Origin of the sequence: Anaerococcus sp. AH8042_DFU013_CI05, from assembly GCF_047936775.1 — a bacterium.
Taxonomy (GTDB): Bacteria; Bacillota; Clostridia; order Tissierellales; family Peptoniphilaceae; genus Anaerococcus.
The window spans coordinates 1,641,961-1,660,394 of the sequence record NZ_CP175954.1 but is presented as its reverse complement, the minus strand read 5'-3'; the positions used below and the strand labels follow the sequence as shown (position 1 = coordinate 1,660,394).

Annotated in this window: 14 protein-coding genes and 1 tRNA gene; 3 read left to right on the top strand and 12 right to left on the bottom strand. The window is 38.2% G+C overall.

Annotation, left to right across the window (positions count from 1 at the left end; all coding sequences use genetic code 11):
* Nucleotides 1-6: 6 nt before the first annotated feature.
* Nucleotides 7-1,029: a M42 family metallopeptidase gene (locus ACKRLN_RS08450; RefSeq protein ID WP_416334855.1), complete on the top strand. Its 1,023-nt coding sequence runs from the start codon at nt 7-9 to the stop codon at nt 1,027-1,029.
* A 600-nt stretch (nt 1,030-1,629) separates the two neighbouring features.
* On the opposite strand, the gene ACKRLN_RS08445 is transcribed toward ACKRLN_RS08450, so the two are convergent.
* The 5 genes from ACKRLN_RS08445 to ACKRLN_RS08425 all read right to left on the bottom strand — a co-directional run bounded on the left by ACKRLN_RS08445 (nt 1,630) and on the right by ACKRLN_RS08425 (nt 7,685).
* Complete coding sequence (locus tag ACKRLN_RS08445; RefSeq protein ID WP_203127066.1) at nt 1,630-1,932, bottom strand: GIY-YIG nuclease family protein; 303 nt, start codon at nt 1,930-1,932, stop codon at nt 1,630-1,632.
* A gap of 544 nt (nt 1,933-2,476) precedes the next feature.
* Nucleotides 2,477-3,487, bottom strand: a complete 1,011-nt coding sequence (locus ACKRLN_RS08440; protein WP_416334854.1) for an NAD-dependent epimerase/dehydratase family protein — start codon at nt 3,485-3,487, stop codon at nt 2,477-2,479.
* Nucleotides 3,488-3,490: 3 nt separating this feature from the next.
* Nucleotides 3,491-4,096 carry a DJ-1 family glyoxalase III gene (locus ACKRLN_RS08435; protein WP_416334853.1) on the bottom strand — a complete coding sequence of 202 codons (606 nt, stop codon included), beginning with the start codon at nt 4,094-4,096 and terminating at the stop codon, nt 3,491-3,493.
* 1,218 nt (nt 4,097-5,314) lie between these two features.
* Nucleotides 5,315-6,754 (bottom strand): hypothetical protein, encoded by a 1,440-nt coding sequence (locus tag ACKRLN_RS08430; protein ID WP_416334852.1) that lies wholly within the window; start codon nt 6,752-6,754, stop codon nt 5,315-5,317.
* Between the two features lie 394 nt (nt 6,755-7,148).
* Nucleotides 7,149-7,685: a hypothetical protein gene (locus tag ACKRLN_RS08425; RefSeq protein ID WP_296142130.1), complete on the bottom strand. Its 537-nt coding sequence runs from the start codon at nt 7,683-7,685 to the stop codon at nt 7,149-7,151.
* A gap of 1,026 nt (nt 7,686-8,711) precedes the next feature.
* Between ACKRLN_RS08425 and ACKRLN_RS08420 the strand changes: the two genes are divergently transcribed.
* Nucleotides 8,712-9,608, top strand: coding sequence for a hypothetical protein (locus ACKRLN_RS08420; protein ID WP_416334851.1), 897 nt, complete (start codon nt 8,712-8,714; stop codon nt 9,606-9,608).
* A 1,106-nt stretch (nt 9,609-10,714) separates the two neighbouring features.
* On the opposite strand, the gene ACKRLN_RS08415 is transcribed toward ACKRLN_RS08420, so the two are convergent.
* The 5 genes from ACKRLN_RS08415 to ACKRLN_RS08395 all read right to left on the bottom strand — a co-directional run bounded on the left by ACKRLN_RS08415 (nt 10,715) and on the right by ACKRLN_RS08395 (nt 13,898).
* Nucleotides 10,715-10,846 carry a hypothetical protein gene (locus ACKRLN_RS08415; protein ID WP_416334850.1) on the bottom strand — a complete coding sequence of 44 codons (132 nt, stop codon included), beginning with the start codon at nt 10,844-10,846 and terminating at the stop codon, nt 10,715-10,717.
* On the bottom strand, nt 10,843-11,487 hold the full coding sequence (locus tag ACKRLN_RS08410) for a hypothetical protein (RefSeq protein ID WP_416334849.1): 645 nt from the start codon (nt 11,485-11,487) through the stop codon (nt 10,843-10,845). Before ACKRLN_RS08410 ends, ACKRLN_RS08415 begins: the two co-directional genes overlap by 4 nt.
* A gap of 78 nt (nt 11,488-11,565) precedes the next feature.
* Nucleotides 11,566-12,948, bottom strand: coding sequence for a hypothetical protein (locus ACKRLN_RS08405; RefSeq protein ID WP_416334848.1), 1,383 nt, complete (start codon nt 12,946-12,948; stop codon nt 11,566-11,568).
* Nucleotides 12,949-13,076: 128 nt separating this feature from the next.
* The gene (locus ACKRLN_RS08400) at nt 13,077-13,742 is read right to left on the bottom strand and encodes a peptidoglycan amidohydrolase family protein (RefSeq protein ID WP_416335394.1); all 666 of its coding nucleotides are present in this window, start codon (nt 13,740-13,742) and stop codon (nt 13,077-13,079) included.
* Nucleotides 13,743-13,769: 27 nt separating this feature from the next.
* Nucleotides 13,770-13,898: a YvrJ family protein gene (locus tag ACKRLN_RS08395; RefSeq protein ID WP_203127075.1), complete on the bottom strand. Its 129-nt coding sequence runs from the start codon at nt 13,896-13,898 to the stop codon at nt 13,770-13,772.
* A gap of 1,179 nt (nt 13,899-15,077) precedes the next feature.
* On the opposite strand from ACKRLN_RS08395, the gene ACKRLN_RS08390 reads away from it, so the two are divergent.
* Nucleotides 15,078-15,172, top strand: a tRNA-Sec gene (locus ACKRLN_RS08390).
* On the opposite strand, the gene selB is transcribed toward ACKRLN_RS08390, so the two are convergent.
* Nucleotides 15,173-17,032 carry a selenocysteine-specific translation elongation factor gene (selB, locus tag ACKRLN_RS08385; RefSeq protein ID WP_416334847.1) on the bottom strand — a complete coding sequence of 620 codons (1,860 nt, stop codon included), beginning with the start codon at nt 17,030-17,032 and terminating at the stop codon, nt 15,173-15,175.
* A complete protein-coding gene (gene selA, locus ACKRLN_RS08380; protein ID WP_416334846.1) occupies nt 17,022-18,374 on the bottom strand; it encodes an L-seryl-tRNA(Sec) selenium transferase in 1,353 nt (450 codons plus the stop codon). Before selA ends, selB begins: the two co-directional genes overlap by 11 nt.
* Nucleotides 18,375-18,434 lie beyond the last annotated feature (60 nt).

The window sequence follows — 18,434 nt, the reverse complement described above, 5'->3', positions numbered from 1 at the left end:
AAAAAATTGAAGGAAGAAATTTTAAAATATATAGAAGAACTTTGTAACACCCCATCACCTACAGGATACACAAAAAGAGCCGAAGCATATTTGATAGAAGAATTTAAGAAAATGGGCTATGAACCATACCAATCCAATAAGGGTAATGTAATAGTCCCAATCAATCCAGGAAATGAAAACGGATTATTAATGTCAGCTCATGTCGATACCCTAGGACTAATGGTCCGATCCATAAAATCAAACGGTAGACTTAGAGTGACAACACTTGGAGGATTCCCTCTATCATACGCTGAGCAAGAAAATGTGACAATCATTACTAGAAACGGCAAAGAATATAGCGGTGTTTTAAGAATAAATAACCCAGCAGTCCACGGGTCATCCGACCCAAAAGAGATCAAACGTGATGATATCAACATGGAAGTAGTCATAGATGAGATTACAAACTCAGCAGAAGAAACAGAAAAACTTGGCATAGCCGCAGGAGATTTCATAGCCCTAGACCCAAGATTTAGGGTAGATAATGGATTTGTCAAATCCCGCCACCTAGATGATAAGGCAAGCGCCGGAGTTTTGATGGCCCTTGCCAAAGAAATCAAGGAAAAAAATATAAAAATAAATCGTCCACTCTACTTTGCATTTACAATCTATGAAGAAGTAGGCCACGGAGCAGCAAGCGGCCACCCAGCAGGCATCACAGATATGATAGCAGTTGATATGGGAGTGGTATATGATGACCTAAAAACAGACGAAACCAAAGTATCAATCTGTGCAAAAGACAGCTCCGGTCCATACAACTTTGACCTAACAAACGAGCTAATAGCAACAGCAAAAGAAAACAATATAGACTACGCCATAGACATCTACCCATTCTACGGATCAGACGCATCAGCAGCAGTATCAAGCGCAAACGACTTCCGCCACGCATTAGTAGGAAGCGGTGTCGCAGCAAGCCATGGCTATGAAAGAACACATGTAAAGGGGTTAAATGGACTTTATGAGTTGTTAAAAGCGTATTTGGAAAAAAACTAGGACTTAGGTCCTGGTTTTTTTGTGGTGAAATTTAGGGTTTTTTATTTAAATTGCGAAGCCGAAGGATATCCTGGGAATTTTATTTTCCATTTCGACTAAGCGAGTGGAACGGAACGCATGGAGAAATCTGTGTTTTAATTTTTTTTATTTTGGTCATATAGATAATATCTATATTTATTTTGATACTTCGATTATTGGAGGGCCACTTTAAGGGGGTTCGTCCTCATTCAGCCGGACGGGCTATCCCCCTCCAAAGTATCTTGCTTCGCAAGACCATTCCATGGAGGGTCCTCCATTAGCCGGACGAGCTTGTTTCAAACCACCCCGCAAACTTCACCCCTAAACGGTCCCTACGCGGGATGCGTTTTTTAAGGTAGGAATCGCTTTGCGATGTCCGTTTGAGAGGAAAGAGTTGGTTGCTTTTGCAACCTTTTTTGTATTTGCGCTTACGCTGGATCTCTCCGCTCCGCTTCACTTCGGTCGAGATGACAAGCAATTAAGGGAATGATTATCCCTCAGATTTGTCATTTCGACCGGAGAAGACGGCAGGCTTCGGAGTGGAGAAATCTAGCCACTGCATTTTTCAAATGACATTTTTATTTACTTTTTCCCACCACCCCATTCTTTCAACAAATCTTTCCATTCTGGATTTTGCATATTGACCAGTCTATCTTTCTTATGCCTACTCCAATTTTTAAGTTGTTTTTCTCTAGACAGTGCAGCGTAAACGTCTGTGGTGGATTCTACATAAACTAACTTATAAATATTATAATGAGAAGTAAATCCATTTGCTTTCTTCTTGCTATGCTCATCCATGCGTCGGTAGAGGTTATTTGTTACACCTATGTAAAGAGTGGAGTTGGTGTAATTTGTAATCATATATACGTAATATAAGCGCTCCATTATTACTCCTTTGTCTTTTTTATATTTATAGCCAAATATATCATTGAATCCTCATTTTTTATATAAACTTAAGATAATGATTGCGCTGACGCTGGATCTCTCGGCTGCGCTCGAGATGACAGGTAATTGAGGGAATGATTATTCCATAGACTTGTCATTTCGACCGGAAAATCCGTTAGGATTTGGAGCGGAGAAATCTTTTCTATTTTTCCTTTCTTACTCGTCTGTCATCCTGAGCGGATTGTAACGGAGTCGAAGGATCTCCTTGGATTTTAATTATTGTTATTGCGTTGTTTTAGGATAATGCAATCCTTGGAGACCCTTCGGCTGCGCTCAGGGTGACAGTGGGGCTTTTTTGTGGGTATGAGGACAGATGGTTATGGTGATGATTATCCCCAAACTTGTCATTTCGACCGGAGAATCCGGTAGGATTTGGAGTGGAGAAATCTTTCGCGTTTTTTTTCTTGACTTTGCATTCATACCGTATCGCTACTTTCTAGATTTTTTCCCAACAAAAAAGAGGCTTTTGCCTCTAGTTTTTTTGCTATTTTTCTTCTCTCCTAAAGTCTGATGCCCTCAATGTTTCATCTATTATTGCATCTACGTTTTCTTCTCTTACTCTTAGTTCATCATAGGCTATGTTTGTTGGGAGTTTGAATTCCATGCTGTTTGCTCTTAGCATATTTACTTGTCTGATACCGTGTTCTATGCCCTCGCGGTCGGTTAGTTTTTCGTCTTCTTTGTAGGCTTGTTCTAAGTCTTCGAAATTCATTACTTTTAGTTTTGTCGTTTCTGTTTGTCCTAGGACTTCTAGGATTTTTTTGTAAAAGTCTTCGTAGCTTATATATCCTGTGGCCACTGCATAAGTTTTTCTGTGATTGCCATTTTCTAATGCACTGATAGCTGCTTGTCCTACCGCACTTGCTGTGATGGTGGCAAATCCTCCGCTGGTTACTGGCATAAATTCTTGATTTCTAAGCATATCTACAAACATTGACCAAAGTGGTACTTTGCCTGGCATAGTACCAAATATTTGTGGCAGCCTTAGGACAGACACATTCATCGATCCCTCGCCTGCATACATTGCAGCCTTTTCTTGGAGGAGTCTGGTTTCTACATATGGTTCCTCTTGGTAGAGATTTTCTCTTAAATATTCATTTTTTTCTGCAAATTCTGATGTATATGAGCCAAATAGGACAAAATTTTTGACTCCTGCTTCTTTGGCTAGTCTTGCTATTCTTTCTGTTGGCAATACATTTTTTTCATAGAAAAATTTCCTAGCTGGCTTTTCTGGGACTATGCGTTCATCAACCCCGCCTGCATAGACAAAAGAATCGCAACCGCGGATCATCTCGATTATTTCTGCATCTGATAGGGCAAAAAAGTTTTGGACTATAAACTCTACATTTGCATCATCAGCAAATTTTAATTCGTCTGGCAAATCCACCACATCCGCAGTCCTTACCGCATAACCACGGGCTACCGCTTCTTTTATGGTAGGATATCCCAAAAACCCTGCCCCGCCTAGGACAAAAATTTTATTTACACCATTCATAGCCTACTCCTCATCATTTGATAGATAATCATAAGAAATGCCATAATAATTTTCTACAGCCTCGTATTGAGTACCATGTTTTAGCTCTTTTACTGCATCCGCACCCTTTATAATTTCAACTAAGCGCATAGCAATATAAACAGTCACTGCTGCCCCACGGCTGGTTGTGATATTGCCATCAGTTACGACTAATTGGTCATCTACATACTCTAGGCAATTGTCGATATCATCTTTCATATCTGGAAAAGATGTAGCTCGTTTGTCAGCCAAAACACCTGCACGATTTAGGACAATAGGTCCAGCACAAATGGCCGCAATGATTTTATTTTCATCATTAAAAGTTTTTACAATATCAATGACACGATCATCATCACGTAGAGCTTCCGCACCCTTGGTGCCACCAGGGATATATAGCCCGTCAAAATCTTTCGGGTTGATGTCAGAAAGATTGGCATCAGCTTTTATAATAATATTTGATTTTGTAGTAATATCAGTGCCCTCATGGATAGAAACAGTGGTCACATCAATATCAGCACGACGCAAATAGTCAATAACAGTGATGGCCTCCACATCCTCAGAGCCGTTTGCTAAAAATACTAGAAATTTCATAAAAAAAGTCCTTCCTCTTCTAAAATAAGCTTTGTCCTTATTGATATATACCCAATTGGGGAAGATATTTGCTAAATGTCTTTTTGCTAAATTTGGTTTTTTGGAGTTTAATTTGTTTATTTGGGGAATGATTATCCCTCAGACTTGTCATTTCGACCGGAGAAGGCGGTAGGCTTCGGAGTGGAGAAATCTTTTTTTATTTTGTAACTACTCCGTCTGTCATCCTGAGCGGAGTGTAACGGAGCCGAAGGATCTCCGGGGAATATCATTATCCATTTCGACTAAGCGAGTGAAACGTAGCACATGGAGAAATCTTTTTACTATTTTATTGTAGACGCTTCGCTGGATCTCTCGACTGCGCTCGAGATGACAAGCAATTGCGGGAATGATTATCCCCATAGTTTGTCATTTCGACTGGAAAATCCGTTAGGATTTGGAGTGGAGAAATCTTTTTTATTTTGTAAATACTCTGTCTGTCATCCTGAGCGGAGTGTAACGGAGTCGAAGGATCTCCGGGGAATATCATTATCCATTTCGACTAAGCGAGTGAAACGTAGCGCATGGAGAAATCTGTTTTGTTTTTAAATTTATTTTGGTCATATAGATAATATTCATATTTATTCTTATACTTCGACTATTGGAGGGCCACTTTAAGGGGGTTCATCCTCACTCAGCCGGACGGGCTTGTTTCAAACCACCCCGCAAACTTCACCCCTAAACGGTCCCTACGCGGGATGCGTTTTTTAAGGTAGGAATCGCTTCGCGATGTCCGTTTGATGGGATAGTGTTGGTTGTTTTTACAACCTTTTTTTGTACTTGCGCTTCGCTGGATCTCTCCACTCCGCTTCGCTACGGTCGAAATGACAGAGGGCTGGGAGAATGGTCATCCCCTAGATTGTCATTTCGACCGGAGAAGCCGTTAGGATTCGGAGCGGAGAAATCTTTTTACTGTTTTGGAGTAGCGCTGCGCTTAGTCGAAATAATGCTTGGCTGGAGGAATGGTTATTTGGTTGTATTTCGCGGCATTTGATTTTCCTTGATTCTTCTTTATGAGAATCGGGATAGGTCATGAAAAAAAATACTCCCACCTTATTTGGTGGGAGCATTTTCAAGTGAGTACCGCGGTTACTATTACTTTTTAAATTTTAAAGTCTTTTCGAGTGCACTCTTAGTGTGACTTTTATTTAATTTTTAAGTTTTATAAGCTAATTGTTAAAATTAGTTATTTTTTTTGCTTGCTGCGTAAGCTACTGAAGCTGCTGCTAATACACCTGCAACGCCAGCTACACCAGCGATACCTGTTTTAGCGTTTGAACCAGCTTTTTTGTTAGCTGTTCTTTTTACAACTTTTGTTGTATCTTTTTTGTTGTCTTTGTTTTCAGCTGGTTTTTCGTCGTCTTTTTTGTCGTCGTCAGCTGGTTTTTCATCATCTTTTTTGTCATCGTCAGCTGGTTTTTCGTCATCTTTTTTGTCGTCGTCAGCTGGTTTTTCGTCGTCTTTTTTAGCGTCTTTATCGATTTCTTTCATAAGATCTTTCATTTCTTTGTCGTTTGTTTCAAGTTCATCGATAAGAGCGTCAACGTCTTCAGATGTAGCTTCTTCTTCTGCAGCGTAAGCTGTTGAGAATAGAGATGCTGTAATGTTGTTAGCTTTAAGGATTTTTTCAGCTTTTTCTAATGCAACTCTTTGTTCAGCAGCAATTTTGTCAAGTTTTTCAATGTTTGCTGTTGATGTGTTTGGCATGAATTGTTTTAAGATTTCAACTGCTTTTAGAGTTTCTCTAGCGTTTTTAACTGTTTCTTGAAGTTTAGCAAGTTGTTCATCTGTTATTTTGTCTTTAGATGGTGTTTTGTCGTCATCTTTAACTTCGATACCGTTGTTTGTAGCTGTTACGATAACGTTGAATGCTTCCGCAAATCCTTTTAATGCTGCAACGCTAGCATTGCTTTTTCCTTCAAGTCTATCTGATTCTTTTTTAGCTGCTTCATATTCTTCTTCAAGTCTATCTTTTTCTTGAGAAGCTGTTGTGTATTCTCTGTATTTTTCTTGAGCATCTTTAACTTTTGAATCTGCTTCTTTTAGTTCTTTGTAAGCTTTTTTAGCTCTATCGATTGCTTGATCAAATTCACCACTTGCAAGGTTAAGATCTGCTTTTTCTGTAAGGTCATAGTCTTTTTGATCTTCTGCTTTTACAGCGTTATCTTCTACGATTCTAACTTTTCCATCGTTAAGAGCAAAGTTTTTCTCTTCTGTTAAAGCTTCACCATCTTTTTTGTTATTAAGATTTTCTAAAGCAATATCAAAATTTGATTGAACTTCTGCTTTTCCTATTACGTTACCATCAGCATCAACAATGTTTTGTGCTTTGAATTCATCATAAGCTTTGTTGTATCTTTCTACAGCTGTGTCATAAGCTTCTTTTAAAGAGTCTGTATTTTTTTTAGCTGCAAGGTATGCATTATAATCTTTGCTAGCTTCTTCTAAAGCTCTTTCAAATTGAGCTTTTGTTAATGTTTTTCCATCAACTTCTACTTTGTCTTCAACTGTTTTTGGAAGTTTTGTTGTAACATAAGTTGTGTCTTGTGCAGCGTTAGCTACTACTGGTGTAACTAATGCTAGTGCTAATGCACCTGATGCAATTCTTTTGTTTAATTTCATTATAGTATCTCCTTGTTAGTTCTTTAACTACTATTTTATTTGCGTAATAAATAGTACTCACTTTACACTATCTATATTACACCAACATCTACATTTTTGCAACACATTTGATGAATTTCTCAATATATCTAAAAAATATACTTACAAGAATATCCACATTTGCTACAAATTTGTGCTGCTTGTGTATTTTTTAATGTTTGTAATATAGGCTAGTGTTTTAATAACCGAGCTTCCTTTTTGCAATATGTCTAAAGTTTGTTTGTTTTTCTTTAGATATGCTGGAAAAGCTGGGCTTATTTTGTTTATAACTATCGATATTTATTGCACTCATGTTTATGGTTATCACCCATTATTTGATATTGATAGTTATATTTATTTTAGCAGTTTTTTGCTGTTAGTCAAGGGGTTTTTGTTGTATTTTTGTAACTTTTGGGTTGGTTTCGCGGCTGACTGTGGCGCGGATGGTCTCTATGGCGTCGAAGAAACCTACGGATGAGATGAGTTGCTCACGATAGAGCATGGTTTTGGCGTTGTTTTTATTGGTGTTTAGGGTGTCAAAGGTATTGAGGGTTTCGATGGTTTCACCTGTGGTAAGGTGGATGGTGGTGTCTTCTATATGGTCTACGAAAGTGACGTTGACGAAGCCTCTGGTGTCTTTGTCGTAGGTAGATGTGCGGTATTTGAATCCAAAGAAGACGTGGTTTGCATCTATGATGTAGGGCATATTTTTGCTGAGCTGGAGAGTGTTTTTTATGATGGCGTCCATTTCTTTTTTGTTTTTGCCGTGGAGTTTGTAGAGCTGGTTTAGGTAGAGGGTGGGTGTTTGCTCGATTAGCTGGGTGGTGGTTGTGGTGTAGAGTCTAGCGCCTATGCCGAAGTTTTTGATTTCTTCTGGGAGGATGGCGATTTGGGTTTTTGGTTGTGGGTGCATGGTTGGCTCCTTTCTTTTTTTGTTTTATATTATTTATTTTGGTTATGTAGGTGGTGGTTTTATTTACTTTTGTTTTTTGTTTTATAATTTTGAGTCTAGGCGTTGGGTGGTTGGATCTATGTCTTTTACTGTTATGTGGTGGACGCTGCGCTGGATCTCTCCACTTCGCTTCGCTCCCGTCGAGATGACAGAGGTCTGGAGAAAATCTTTGATTTTCGGAGTGGAGAAATCTTTTTTAGTTTTAAATTTATTTTGGTCATATGGGTAATGATTGTATTTACTTTTGTGCTTCGATTATTGGAGGGCCACTTTAAGGGGGTTCGTCCTCATTCAGCCGGATGGGCTATTACCCCCCTCCAAAGTATCTTGCTTCGCAAGACCATTCCATGGAGGGTCCTCCATTAGCCGGACAGGCTTTTTTTCAAACCACCCCGCAAACTTCACCCCTAAACGGTCCCTACGCGGGATGCGTTTTTTAAGGTATGAATCGCTTTGCGATGTCCGTTTGAGGGGATATTGATGGTTGCCTTTGCAATCTTTTTTGTATCGCTTACGCTAGATCTCTCCGATTCGCTACGGTCGAGATGACAAAGGTCTGGAGGAATGATTTCCCCTAGATTGTCATTTCGACCGGAGAAAATCTTTGATTTTCGGAGTGGAGAAATCTTTTTTACTGTTTTGTGGTGGCGCTTCGCTGGATCTCTCGACTGCGCTCGAGATGACAAGTACTGAGGGAATGGTTATCCCTCATTTGTCGTTTCAACCGTGGGAAATCTTTGATTTTTTTAGCGGGGATTTTTTTAGTCTTTTATTGTCTTTATATGTCATTTAGTGTACCATCTATTGTCTATTTTGTCTATGGCTTTTTATAAATTTATTGATTGAATGTTGTTTTTTTAAATGATAGAGTTTAACATTTTAATCAAATATATTTCCCCCGTGATTTTTGGGTATATATGGCATATATAATAAAGATAATAAAAAGATTTTATAAATATTTTCTAAAAATATTTAAGGAGGGATTTTATGGCTGATTTGGATAAGAGAACTGGGAGCAGTCCTGTGGAGCAGAGTAAGGACACTGATGATATCCTTGATAGTCCTTATGATGATGTTTCTGAGGTGAAGGATAAGTCTATCGATGAGCTTAAGGAGCGCAAGCTTGACCGTGGACAAGAGCTTTATACTGGCTTTGGTTTTGGCGGTGTGAATGCTGGTGATGTGGAGATTGATGATTTGGCGGCATCTGATGCGGTCCCTAAAGTAAGTGATAATCATGGTAAAAAAGCTTTTGTGTTGGATAATAAGAAGCCTTCCCATGTGGAAAATAGCGAGAGGGTGGCTATCAAGACTATTAATAAAGAAGATAATAAGGTTTTTGAGCCTGCTGGTAATGATGTGGTGGATGAAAAAACTGCTGTGCCTGCGAAAAAACCTGAAACTAAGACTATTGACAGGATTGATGAGCCAAAGTTTGCCCAAAATGAGCTAGTAAATAATAAGTCTTATCGCGAAATACCTAGGGATACTAGGGTGGTGATTGAGGCAGACCATGGCAATATGGTGTATAGGGAGAGTGAGATTGGCCACAGTCCTCATCTTAGAAGAGATGCTTATATAGAAGAAAGTGTAAGCCATCATCCAGCTGCTATTGATCTAGCAGTAAATGTGGAAAGTGCTCATGATACTCCAGCGGATTATCAGCTAAATGGTGTGTATTATGGCAATGATTATAGAGGGATGAGAAATTATATAACTGATCCATATCAAAGGGATATTTATAGTATCAAAAAACACTATAAGTCTCAGGCAAAGGCAAATAAAAAAGGCCTATCACTTAGCAAAATCGCTTTTGGTGCGGCTGCTGTAGCTGGGATAGTGTGGCTTGTAAAAGATGATGAAAAGGATAACTTTTGGAATTAGGATGGTTGGGTAGAATAAGGTAGGTTGCTTAGGCAACCTCTTTTTTTGTGTTTGCGCTGCGCTGGATCCTTTATGAATATAATTAACCATTTCGACTAAGCGAGTGGAACGTAGCGCATGGAGAAATCTGTTTTTTTATTTTTGTTTAGTTTTGATCATGTAGGTAATGTTTTCATTTACTTTTATACTTCGAACTCTGGGGAGCAGGGCGCTAGGGGCAACTAGCCCGTCCGGCTGATTGAGGACAGGCCCCTTATGCCCTTCCCCAGACCCCCGACCCATTGCACCCCGTCTGCCACTGCGTGGAGCAATGAATAGTAGAAGTTCGCTAGCGAATTCTTTTTTTGGATATGGTAGGATGCTTACGCAACCTTTTTTATATGCGCTTACGCTAGATCTCTCCACTTCGCTTCGCTACGGTCGAGATGACAAGAAATTAAGGGAATGATTTTCCCCCTAGACTGTCATTTCGACCGGAGAAGGCGGTAGGCTTCGGAGTGGAGAAATCTGTGTTTTATTTAATTTTATTTTGGTCATATAGTTAATATTCATATTTATTCTTATACTTCGATTATTGGAGGGCCACTTTAAGGGGGTTCCGATACCCCCTCCAAAGCACCCCGCAAACTTCACCCCTAAACGGTCCCTACGCGGGATGCGTTTTTTAAGGTAGGAATCGCTTCGCGATGTCCGTTTGAGGGAATATTGTTGGTTGCATATGCAACCTTTTTTTGTATTGACGCTGCGCTGGATCTCTTCACTTCGCTTCGCTACGGTCGAGATGACATGGGACTGTGGGGAATGGTTATTTAATAGTTTGTCATCCTTGGCTTTTTGTTATTTTAATTGCCTTGTTTCGGGTTAATGCAATCCTTGGAGACCCTTCGGCTGCGCTCAGGGTGACAGTGGGACTTTTTTTGTGGAAGTGAGGATAGAGGGCTGGGAGAATTATTATCCCCCAGATTGTCATTTCGACCGGAGAAGTCGATAGACTTCGCAGTGGAGAAATCTTCTTTACTGCTTAAATCTACTTATTTATTCATTCATTTCATCCATTTTTCACAAAAAATAGAGAGGATTGCTCCTCTCTTTTATAATTTCAATTATTAGTTATTTTCTTTTTTAGAAACGGCAAATCCTGCTGTTGCTAGGGCTGCTGTCATTGCTACTGCGCCTGTTGCTATACCTGTTTTTGGGTTTGATCCGCCTTCTTTGTCTTTTTTAACTTCTGCTTTCATTTCTGTTTTTCCTTTTGCTGGGAATACTTTCTTTTTGTCGTTTGCTTTGTTGTTTTTTTCTGATTTTGTATTATTTTCTCCTGCTGGGAAGATTTTTTTGCCACCATTTGCTGGAGTTGTTTCTTTGTTTTCTCCAGATTTATTTCCGTTTTCTTTGCCTGGGAATACTTTTTTACCACCATTTGCTGGGGTTGTTTCTTTGTTTTCTCCAGATTTATTTTCATTTTCTTTGCCTGGGAATACTTTTTTGCCACCGTCTGCTGGGGTTGTTTTTTTGTTTTCTCCAGATTTATTTTCGTTTTCTTTGCCTGGGAATACTTTTTTGCCACCGTCTGCTGGGGTTGTTTCCTTGTTGCCAGTTGGATTTGTTGTGTTATTGTTTGTATTTTCTGCTTCTTTTCGTTTTTAGCTGGGAATACTTTTGTGTCGCCGTCTGCTGGTGTTAGTGTGCTGTCTGTTTTTGTAAGTTCTTTTTCTTCTCTTCCATCTCTTGCTGTTTCAGCAACTCCGCCTTCTCTTGTGTTTACTGTTTGATCTCCAACTTCTGCTGGGATTGTTGTGTCTGCTGCGTGTACGTTTTGTGTACCAAATCCTAGTACTAGGGTCGCTGATAATGCTGCTGTTAATAATTTTTTGTTCATTATTTTCTTCTCCTTGTTTTTTATTGTTACTAATATTTTATTGGTATTTACCCATTTTTGCAATTTATAAATCTTCATTTATTTACTTAAAAGGTAATTGTATTCTGCTAGTGCGTAGTCTGCTTCTTTTAATAATTTTTGTGATTTTGTTAATAGGTCATTAATTGGAGCTCTATATTTGGCTACTGTTTGTGGAGCGATTTCTTCTAGGATGCTGATGGCTTTGACTGTTTGTCGATTGTTTTGGATAGTTTCTTCGAGTTTGTCGCGTTTTGCTTTTAGGTCTGATATCTTGTGTGTGCCTTTTTTGATGTATTCTAGATCTTCTTTTAGCTCTATTGTGTCTTTTTTGACAATTGGTTCTTCTTTGATTTTTATTGTGGTGGTGTATTCTGTGCCGTCTTGGTTTTGTATTTTTACTGTTGCTGGATTTTGAAGTAAGTCTTCTAGTAGTTTGATTTTTTGATTTTCTGGTTTTAGGACAATTGTTTCTATTGCTTTAGTTTTTGTTTTGTTTGTTGTGCCTTGTTTTTGTGGGCTAGTTTTTTCTTTATCGTTGTTTGTAGTTTGTTTTTCTGTTGGATCTTTAGCTTCTGGGCCTTTTTTATTTATTTCTTCCTCTGGCTTAGGCTCTTGTGGTTGACTTGGCTCTTTTACTTCTGTTTTGTCTGCTATTTCTTTGTCAGGATTTGGAGTTTCGCCATTGTTTTCTTTTTCTAAGTTTTCTTCATTTGTTGTTGGGTTTTCTGGGCTTTGTGTTTTTTCTTCGCTTGCAGGGTCTTTTTGATTTTCTTTTGAGTTGGCATTTGGGTTAATTTCATTTGCCACTTTACTTTTTATGTTTTCTAGTTCCTCATATGAGCTTGCTTTTTCTACTTCCCTAGTAAAAGCATCTCTTTGTTCAAGAGTTAGATCTCCATTTAGATAATGACCCACTACTTCATACCTGTATTCAATCTTATCTAGATCAAACAAGGTTTTTATATCGCGGTTGCCATAATCATTAATGAGCTTTTGATGTCTAGACTGTTGATTAGATGCTTTATCATATAATAAATTTGCTTGTCTTAATTCAGCTTCTAATTCTTTTGTTTCCTGCTTTTTGATATCTAGTTGGCTTTCTTTATCGCGTAGCTGGTTTTCAATATCTGTTTTATATTCCGGATTATTGGATAAATCTTGTTTTAATTTATTTATCTCGTTTTCTAAGTTATTCACTGCTTGCTTAGATTGGTCAAAAGATTGTTGTGCTGCTTTTCTTTGATTTTCCACTTCTTTTGTATACTTTTCGGCTTCATCTCGCAACTTTGTTTGAGTTTCTATACCATTATTTTTTCTTTCATTAAATTCAGCTTGTTCAGATTCTGTCATTTGAGTAGATGCTGCTAGTGCTTGGGTATTTGTTGTAGCAAAAGCTAGGCCTAGTGAAAGGGCTGCGATAAAGATTTTCTTAGATTTCATTATTTTCCTCCCAGATAGATATGTATTATAACTATATTCTATAATACCCATTTTATTTTAGCTAGTGGCTATATATTTTGCGCTTAGGAAAATTGGGATTATGTTTTTATGTATAAAAAAAGGATGGACTAAACATCCATCCATTGTTTGCCTTTGCTATTTTTGTAGGCTACGTATCTGCGACTGCCGCTAGTGCTTCCAATATAGGAAAGCCAATGGTAGCCGTTTGCTATAACTATTTTGTCATAGTTTATCTTTTGCCCTCTATGATAGGTCGCAACTATATTTGCTTGGGTGCTTGGTGCAGTTCTTACATATGTTGAGGCGTGGACAGTGGCCGTACCACTTTTGTGGGTGGGTTTTTCAGAGTTTTTTACAATTGGCCTAAAGTATCTTTCGCGATTGCTTCTTTTGCAGTCTAGGAAATACCTTAGGAAATTTCTCTCGCCATTGATACTAACTGTGCCATTTACGGCATTGCAATGGATAATCTCTCCTTTTTTAAGAAATATCCCCGTATGGCCGTTAGCCCCGGATGACCTGCCTTCTATGCCGCGGATGAAAATATCGCCCGGCCTTATTTGTTCGTAAGAATAAATTTCTTCAAGAACTGTGCCTTTGAGTTTATATAATGTTTCTGTGTTGCCAATGATAGTAGCCTGGGGCAAAAAGCCCCCAGCTATAAGTGCAAAATATACAAAAGATGAGCAATCAAGATAGGCCGGACCAAGCCTTTTGGGATAGGCCATAGAATAGCCGACCCTCCTGTGTTTGCTTTTTGCATATGAGAGCATTTTCTCAATCGAGTGCATAATTCTCCTTTAATTTTGATTTTTAAGTTCACGTATTTCTTTGAGTATCTCGTCTAGTTTGAAGTCGAGTTTGTAGATTAATATTAGGCTAAGCACAATAGGAAAGCCCAAATCGCCGATTAATTTTGTAATGTCCATAGTGGTGTGGCGTTTTTTGTTTAAAAAATACGGAAAAAAGATTGGGAAAGGATTTATATTATTCCTTTTTAATCCATGATTTTTGATTAAGATGGTAAATTTGTTTGTTATATTTTCTTTATTTGGTAATTTAGTTTATTTCTTGCTTCGTTAAATTTATTCGATTTTTGCCTAGCAGGGTGCTAGTGGCTAACTGAGGGCAGACTCAATTTGCGCTAACGCTGGATCTCTCCACTTCGCTTCGCTACGGTCGAGATGACATGGGCTGGGGAAATGGTTATCCCGTGGTTGTCATTTCGACCGTAGAAAATTTTAATTTTTTGAGTGGAGAAATTTTTTTAGTTTTAAATTTATTTTGGTCATATGGGTGATGATTATATTTACTTTTATGCTTCGGACTTTGGAGGGCCACTTTAAGGGGGTTCCGATACCCCCTCCAAAGTATCTTGCTTTGCAAGACCATTCCATGGAGGGTCCTCCATTAGCCGGACGGGCTTGTTTCAAGCCACCCCGCAAACTTCACCCCTAAACTGTCCCTACGCGGGATGCGTTTTTTAAGGTAGGAATCGCTTCGCGATGTCCATTTGAGGAGACAATAGTGGTTGCTTTTGCAACCTTTTTTTGTATTTGCGCTTCGCTGGATCTCTCCGTGCGCTGCGCTTAGTCGAGATGACATGGGCTAGGGGAATGATTATCCTCCTGATTTGTCGTTTCGACCGGAAAATCCGTTAGGATTTGGAGCGGAGAAATCTTTTTTACTGTCTTGTGGTGGTCTCTTTCCTAACTCTCTTGCCTGCGCTCTGGGTGACAGCTGGTGTTTTAGAAAAGTTATAACATAATTTTATTACCAAAAAATTTTTCAAAACATTTTTACCAAATTTTTCTTATTTAGCCTTCTCCTTTCTTATTTATTCAGAGTCTTTGTTATCTTTTTGATCTGTCTTATCATCATCTTTTTCTTCTTTATAGATTAAGATTTTTGTCATATTTTCACCTCCTATGTATATATAGAAATTTCTGTCAATTTTTCCCGATTTTGGGCAAAAAAATAGCCCACCTTGGGCGGGTATTTGTTTTTGCCTTCTGGTGAGCTTTTTGTCTAAGTATTTTTATTCTTTTACTGCAAGTGATATATTTTGTTGTTTTTTTAGCAACGTATGGTATAATATAAGTTGCTATGGGAGCGGATGAGTGGCTGGTGTGCTCTGCGGTCTTCAAAACCGTTGTGAGAAGTGTACTTCTTGGGTAGGTTCGATTCCTACACGCTCTCGCCACTAAACCAATATTCTATAATCTTCCACTCTTTTTGTAATATTTTTCCTATCTAAGTATTCTAATATCACTATGGCTTGATTACGACTTAGGCCTGATAAGTCTCTAAATTCCTTGGCTTCTAGCTTATCATTATCTTTGAAATAATCTTTTACCATATCCACTAATTTTGTATAATATTCGTTTCTTATTACAAATTCATCGATTTTTACCAAATCATTTTTTAGTAGAAAAGCCAATAAATCCTTGTCTTTTTTGTCGAAAATTTCGCTTTCTTTGGATAGTTTTGGCTCATTTGCCTTGATTTGACCCATTAGTTCATCTATTCTTTTTTGATCGTTGGCAAGGCTTATGGCAAAATTTTTGTCTTTTACAAATCCTTTTTGTAGCATTATGTGCTTGGTTAGGATTTTGTTTTTCAGCATGGCTTCAAAGTCCTTGGTCTCTAGCTTTAGGTCAAGTTTTTGCCTTAGCTCTTCCTTGGAAATTCCCTCATCCAAGGGGTTATTTTTATGGTAATCTTTAACCAATTCGCTTATATCACTTGCAATTTTTTCTAGATTTGGACTTGCTATATAGGATTCTCCTATGATTTGAATATCATTATTGGCTGCCATTTGCTTTAAATCTTGATCAAGGGCTGATTTTTCAATACCCATGTGGGTATAAATTTCATCTGCTGATTTGAACTCATCTAGAAAATCACTTATCTCATCGATTTCGCTAAATTCTTCTTTATTTTTTAAATAATCTACATAGTCTTTTGAATTTACTGTGTGATTTTGATCATTTGTATCGATTATTTCTCCCCCACCTATGGTTTTAACTGGTGAGTAGGACCTGATTACAAATTTATCCCCTCTTTTGACATAGATTTTTTCTTCCAAACGGAATTCGCAAAGGGCAGACTCATTTGATTTGATTTCCTTTTTATCAAGGGGTACAGCCCTGGCCAATACTTCTTTTGTTCCATGGAAAAATCTTACCCTAGTCCAATGCTCGATTTCTATGTCATCAAATTTTGATAGGGAAAGCTTTGTTTGAACATTTTTCACCCTAATCAGCGAATCATTTTGGGCAATGATGTCGCCACGTTCGATTTCGTTTGATGAAATATTGGCCAGATTTAGGGCAATCCTTTGGCCCTTGTGGGCAATTTCTATAGGAATGTCGTGGTTTTCTATTGATCTTACCTTTACCTTTTTGCCAGATGGATAGAGCATATATTCGCCGTCTTTGTGAATTTCGCCCTCAGTTAATGTACCGGTAATAATTGTACCAATGCCTTGTAGGGTAAAGGACCTATCGATATTCATCCTCATCGATTTGCTGTCTTCTTGCTTTTGGGTATCTAGGATTTTTTCCTCAATTAGGACTTTTAGCTGGTCAATATTTTCTCCAGCAACAGAGTCTACAGCTATGATTGGGGCATCTTCCAAAATGGTATCTGCAAAAGACATTTCTATGTCAGCTTTGACCAAATCGACCATTTCAGGAGCCACCATATTTTTCTTTGTTATTACAATTATTGCATTGTCCACACCCATATAGTGGAGAATTTGAGCGTGTTCGATTGTTTGTGGCATTACTCCATCATCTGCTGCAATTACTAGCAAAATTATATCGATGCCAACAACACCTGCCATCATATTTTTTACAAAGTTTTCGTGGCCTGGCACGTCAATTATGCCTGCCTTTTCTCCATTGGAAAGGTCAAGGGCAGTAAAGCCTAGGTTTATGGATATGCCGCGTTCTTTTTCTTCTTTTAAATTGTCAGTTTCATTACCAGTCAAGGCCCTAATTAGGGTGGTTTTGCCGTGGTCAATGTGGCCTGCTGTTCCGATTATATAGTTATTTTTCATAATAATCCTTTACTGTCTGATAAATGTCATCGATTTGCCTATCAAAAATTGTAAGAGCATCTAGGTAAAGAGCTCCGTCATGGACTGTTGAAATAATATGGTCTTCTGATAGTCTTAAATGGCTTTCTAGCCTGTGGATGTCTGTGTCGGTAATCTTTACAGAATAGGTTTTTTTGACATCTAGCGGATATGACCCACCACCGATTTTGCCTTCACTTTCTACTATTTCTGCATTTATGCCATCTATTTTTTGGATTTTTCTTAAGAGTTTTTGACATCTTTTTTTGACAGTTTCAGCATCCTCAGTAATCATTCTGATAGTTGGATTTTCTGTTTTCATAGTCTCAAAATCCAAATACTCGATAAGGGTAGCCTCAACAGATGCTAGGGTTAGTTTGTCCACCCTAAAGGCCCTTAGAAGTTGGTTTTTCTTCATTTTTGCAATGTAATCTTTTTTACCGACTATGATTCCTGCCTGAGATCCGCCGATTAATTTGTCACACGAAAAACTTACAAGGTCAATGCCATCGCTTAGGCAATCTCCAACAGTTTTTTCGTAGGAATAGCCATAAGGAGTAAGGTCGATTAAAGATCCACTTCCTAGGTCTTCATAAAGAAGGATGTCACGGTCGCCTATTAGTTCTTTTAAATCTTTGGTATCTACAGATTCGTTGTAGCCTACCATTTGGAAGTTGGATTTGTGGACTTTTACAATAGCTGATAGGTTTTCATCATCAATTTCATTTTCATAATCATAAAGATGAGTTCTATTTGTCGCACCAACTTCCACAACATTTGCCCCAGATTTTTTCATAATTTCTGAAATACGGAAAGACCCACCAATTTCAACCAATTCTCCACGAGAGATAAGGGCGTTCTTGCCCTGGCAAAAGGTATTTAAAACTAAGAAAACTGCTGCAGCATTGTTATTTACAATAAGTGCATCTTCAGCACCAGTTAGTTTTTTGACAATATCAACAAGGTGGGTATAGCGTGATCCACGCACTCCATTTTCAACATCATATTCCAAGTTTGAATAAGACGCGCCAATTTTTTCGATACGTTCAAGGGATTTTTCAGACAAAACTGCACGACCTAGGTTGGTATGTAGGATAACCCCCGTTGCATTTATCACATTGTAAAGTGAATATGGGCTAAAAGAATTGATTTTGCTATCAATATCCGCATAGATATCAGCCGTTTCAAAGTCTTCCTTTGCCGCAATCTTCGCACGGTAATCATCCAAAACCTTATTTGCAATGTCCTTTACAATCACAGGATTTTCATCATATCTATTTAAAATCTCATTCATTTGAGGTAATTTTTTGTACAAATTTTCCATACTGCCTCCATATATGGTTATTATACAATATTTTACTAAATTTGTAACAAAGTAATGGGG

What these genes read in the sequence shown, in the direction of transcription:
- ACKRLN_RS08420 (WP_416334851.1), top strand. Translation starts at nt 8,712, where the DNA reads ATGGCTGATTTGGATAAGAGAACTGGGAGCAGTCCTGTGGAGCAGAGT.
- ACKRLN_RS08415 (WP_416334850.1), bottom strand. Translation starts at nt 10,846, where the DNA reads ATGAAAGCAGAAGTTAAAAAAGACAAAGAAGGCGGATCAAACCCAAAA.
- ACKRLN_RS08395 (WP_203127075.1), bottom strand. Translation starts at nt 13,898, where the DNA reads ATGGACATTACAAAATTAATCGGCGATTTGGGCTTTCCTATTGTGCTT.
- ACKRLN_RS08445 (WP_203127066.1), bottom strand. Translation starts at nt 1,932, where the DNA reads ATGGAGCGCTTATATTACGTATATATGATTACAAATTACACCAACTCC.
- ACKRLN_RS08430 (WP_416334852.1), bottom strand. Translation starts at nt 6,754, where the DNA reads ATGAAATTAAACAAAAGAATTGCATCAGGTGCATTAGCACTAGCATTA.
- ACKRLN_RS08435 (WP_416334853.1), bottom strand. Translation starts at nt 4,096, where the DNA reads ATGAAATTTCTAGTATTTTTAGCAAACGGCTCTGAGGATGTGGAGGCC.
- selB (WP_416334847.1), bottom strand. Translation starts at nt 17,032, where the DNA reads ATGAAAAATAACTATATAATCGGAACAGCAGGCCACATTGACCACGGC.
- ACKRLN_RS08405 (WP_416334848.1), bottom strand. Translation starts at nt 12,948, where the DNA reads ATGAAATCTAAGAAAATCTTTATCGCAGCCCTTTCACTAGGCCTAGCT.
- ACKRLN_RS08410 (WP_416334849.1), bottom strand. Translation starts at nt 11,487, where the DNA reads ATGAACAAAAAATTATTAACAGCAGCATTATCAGCGACCCTAGTACTA.
- selA (WP_416334846.1), bottom strand. Translation starts at nt 18,374, where the DNA reads ATGGAAAATTTGTACAAAAAATTACCTCAAATGAATGAGATTTTAAAT.
- ACKRLN_RS08425 (WP_296142130.1), bottom strand. Translation starts at nt 7,685, where the DNA reads ATGCACCCACAACCAAAAACCCAAATCGCCATCCTCCCAGAAGAAATC.
- ACKRLN_RS08400 (WP_416335394.1), bottom strand. Translation starts at nt 13,742, where the DNA reads ATGCTCTCATATGCAAAAAGCAAACACAGGAGGGTCGGCTATTCTATG.
- ACKRLN_RS08440 (WP_416334854.1), bottom strand. Translation starts at nt 3,487, where the DNA reads ATGAATGGTGTAAATAAAATTTTTGTCCTAGGCGGGGCAGGGTTTTTG.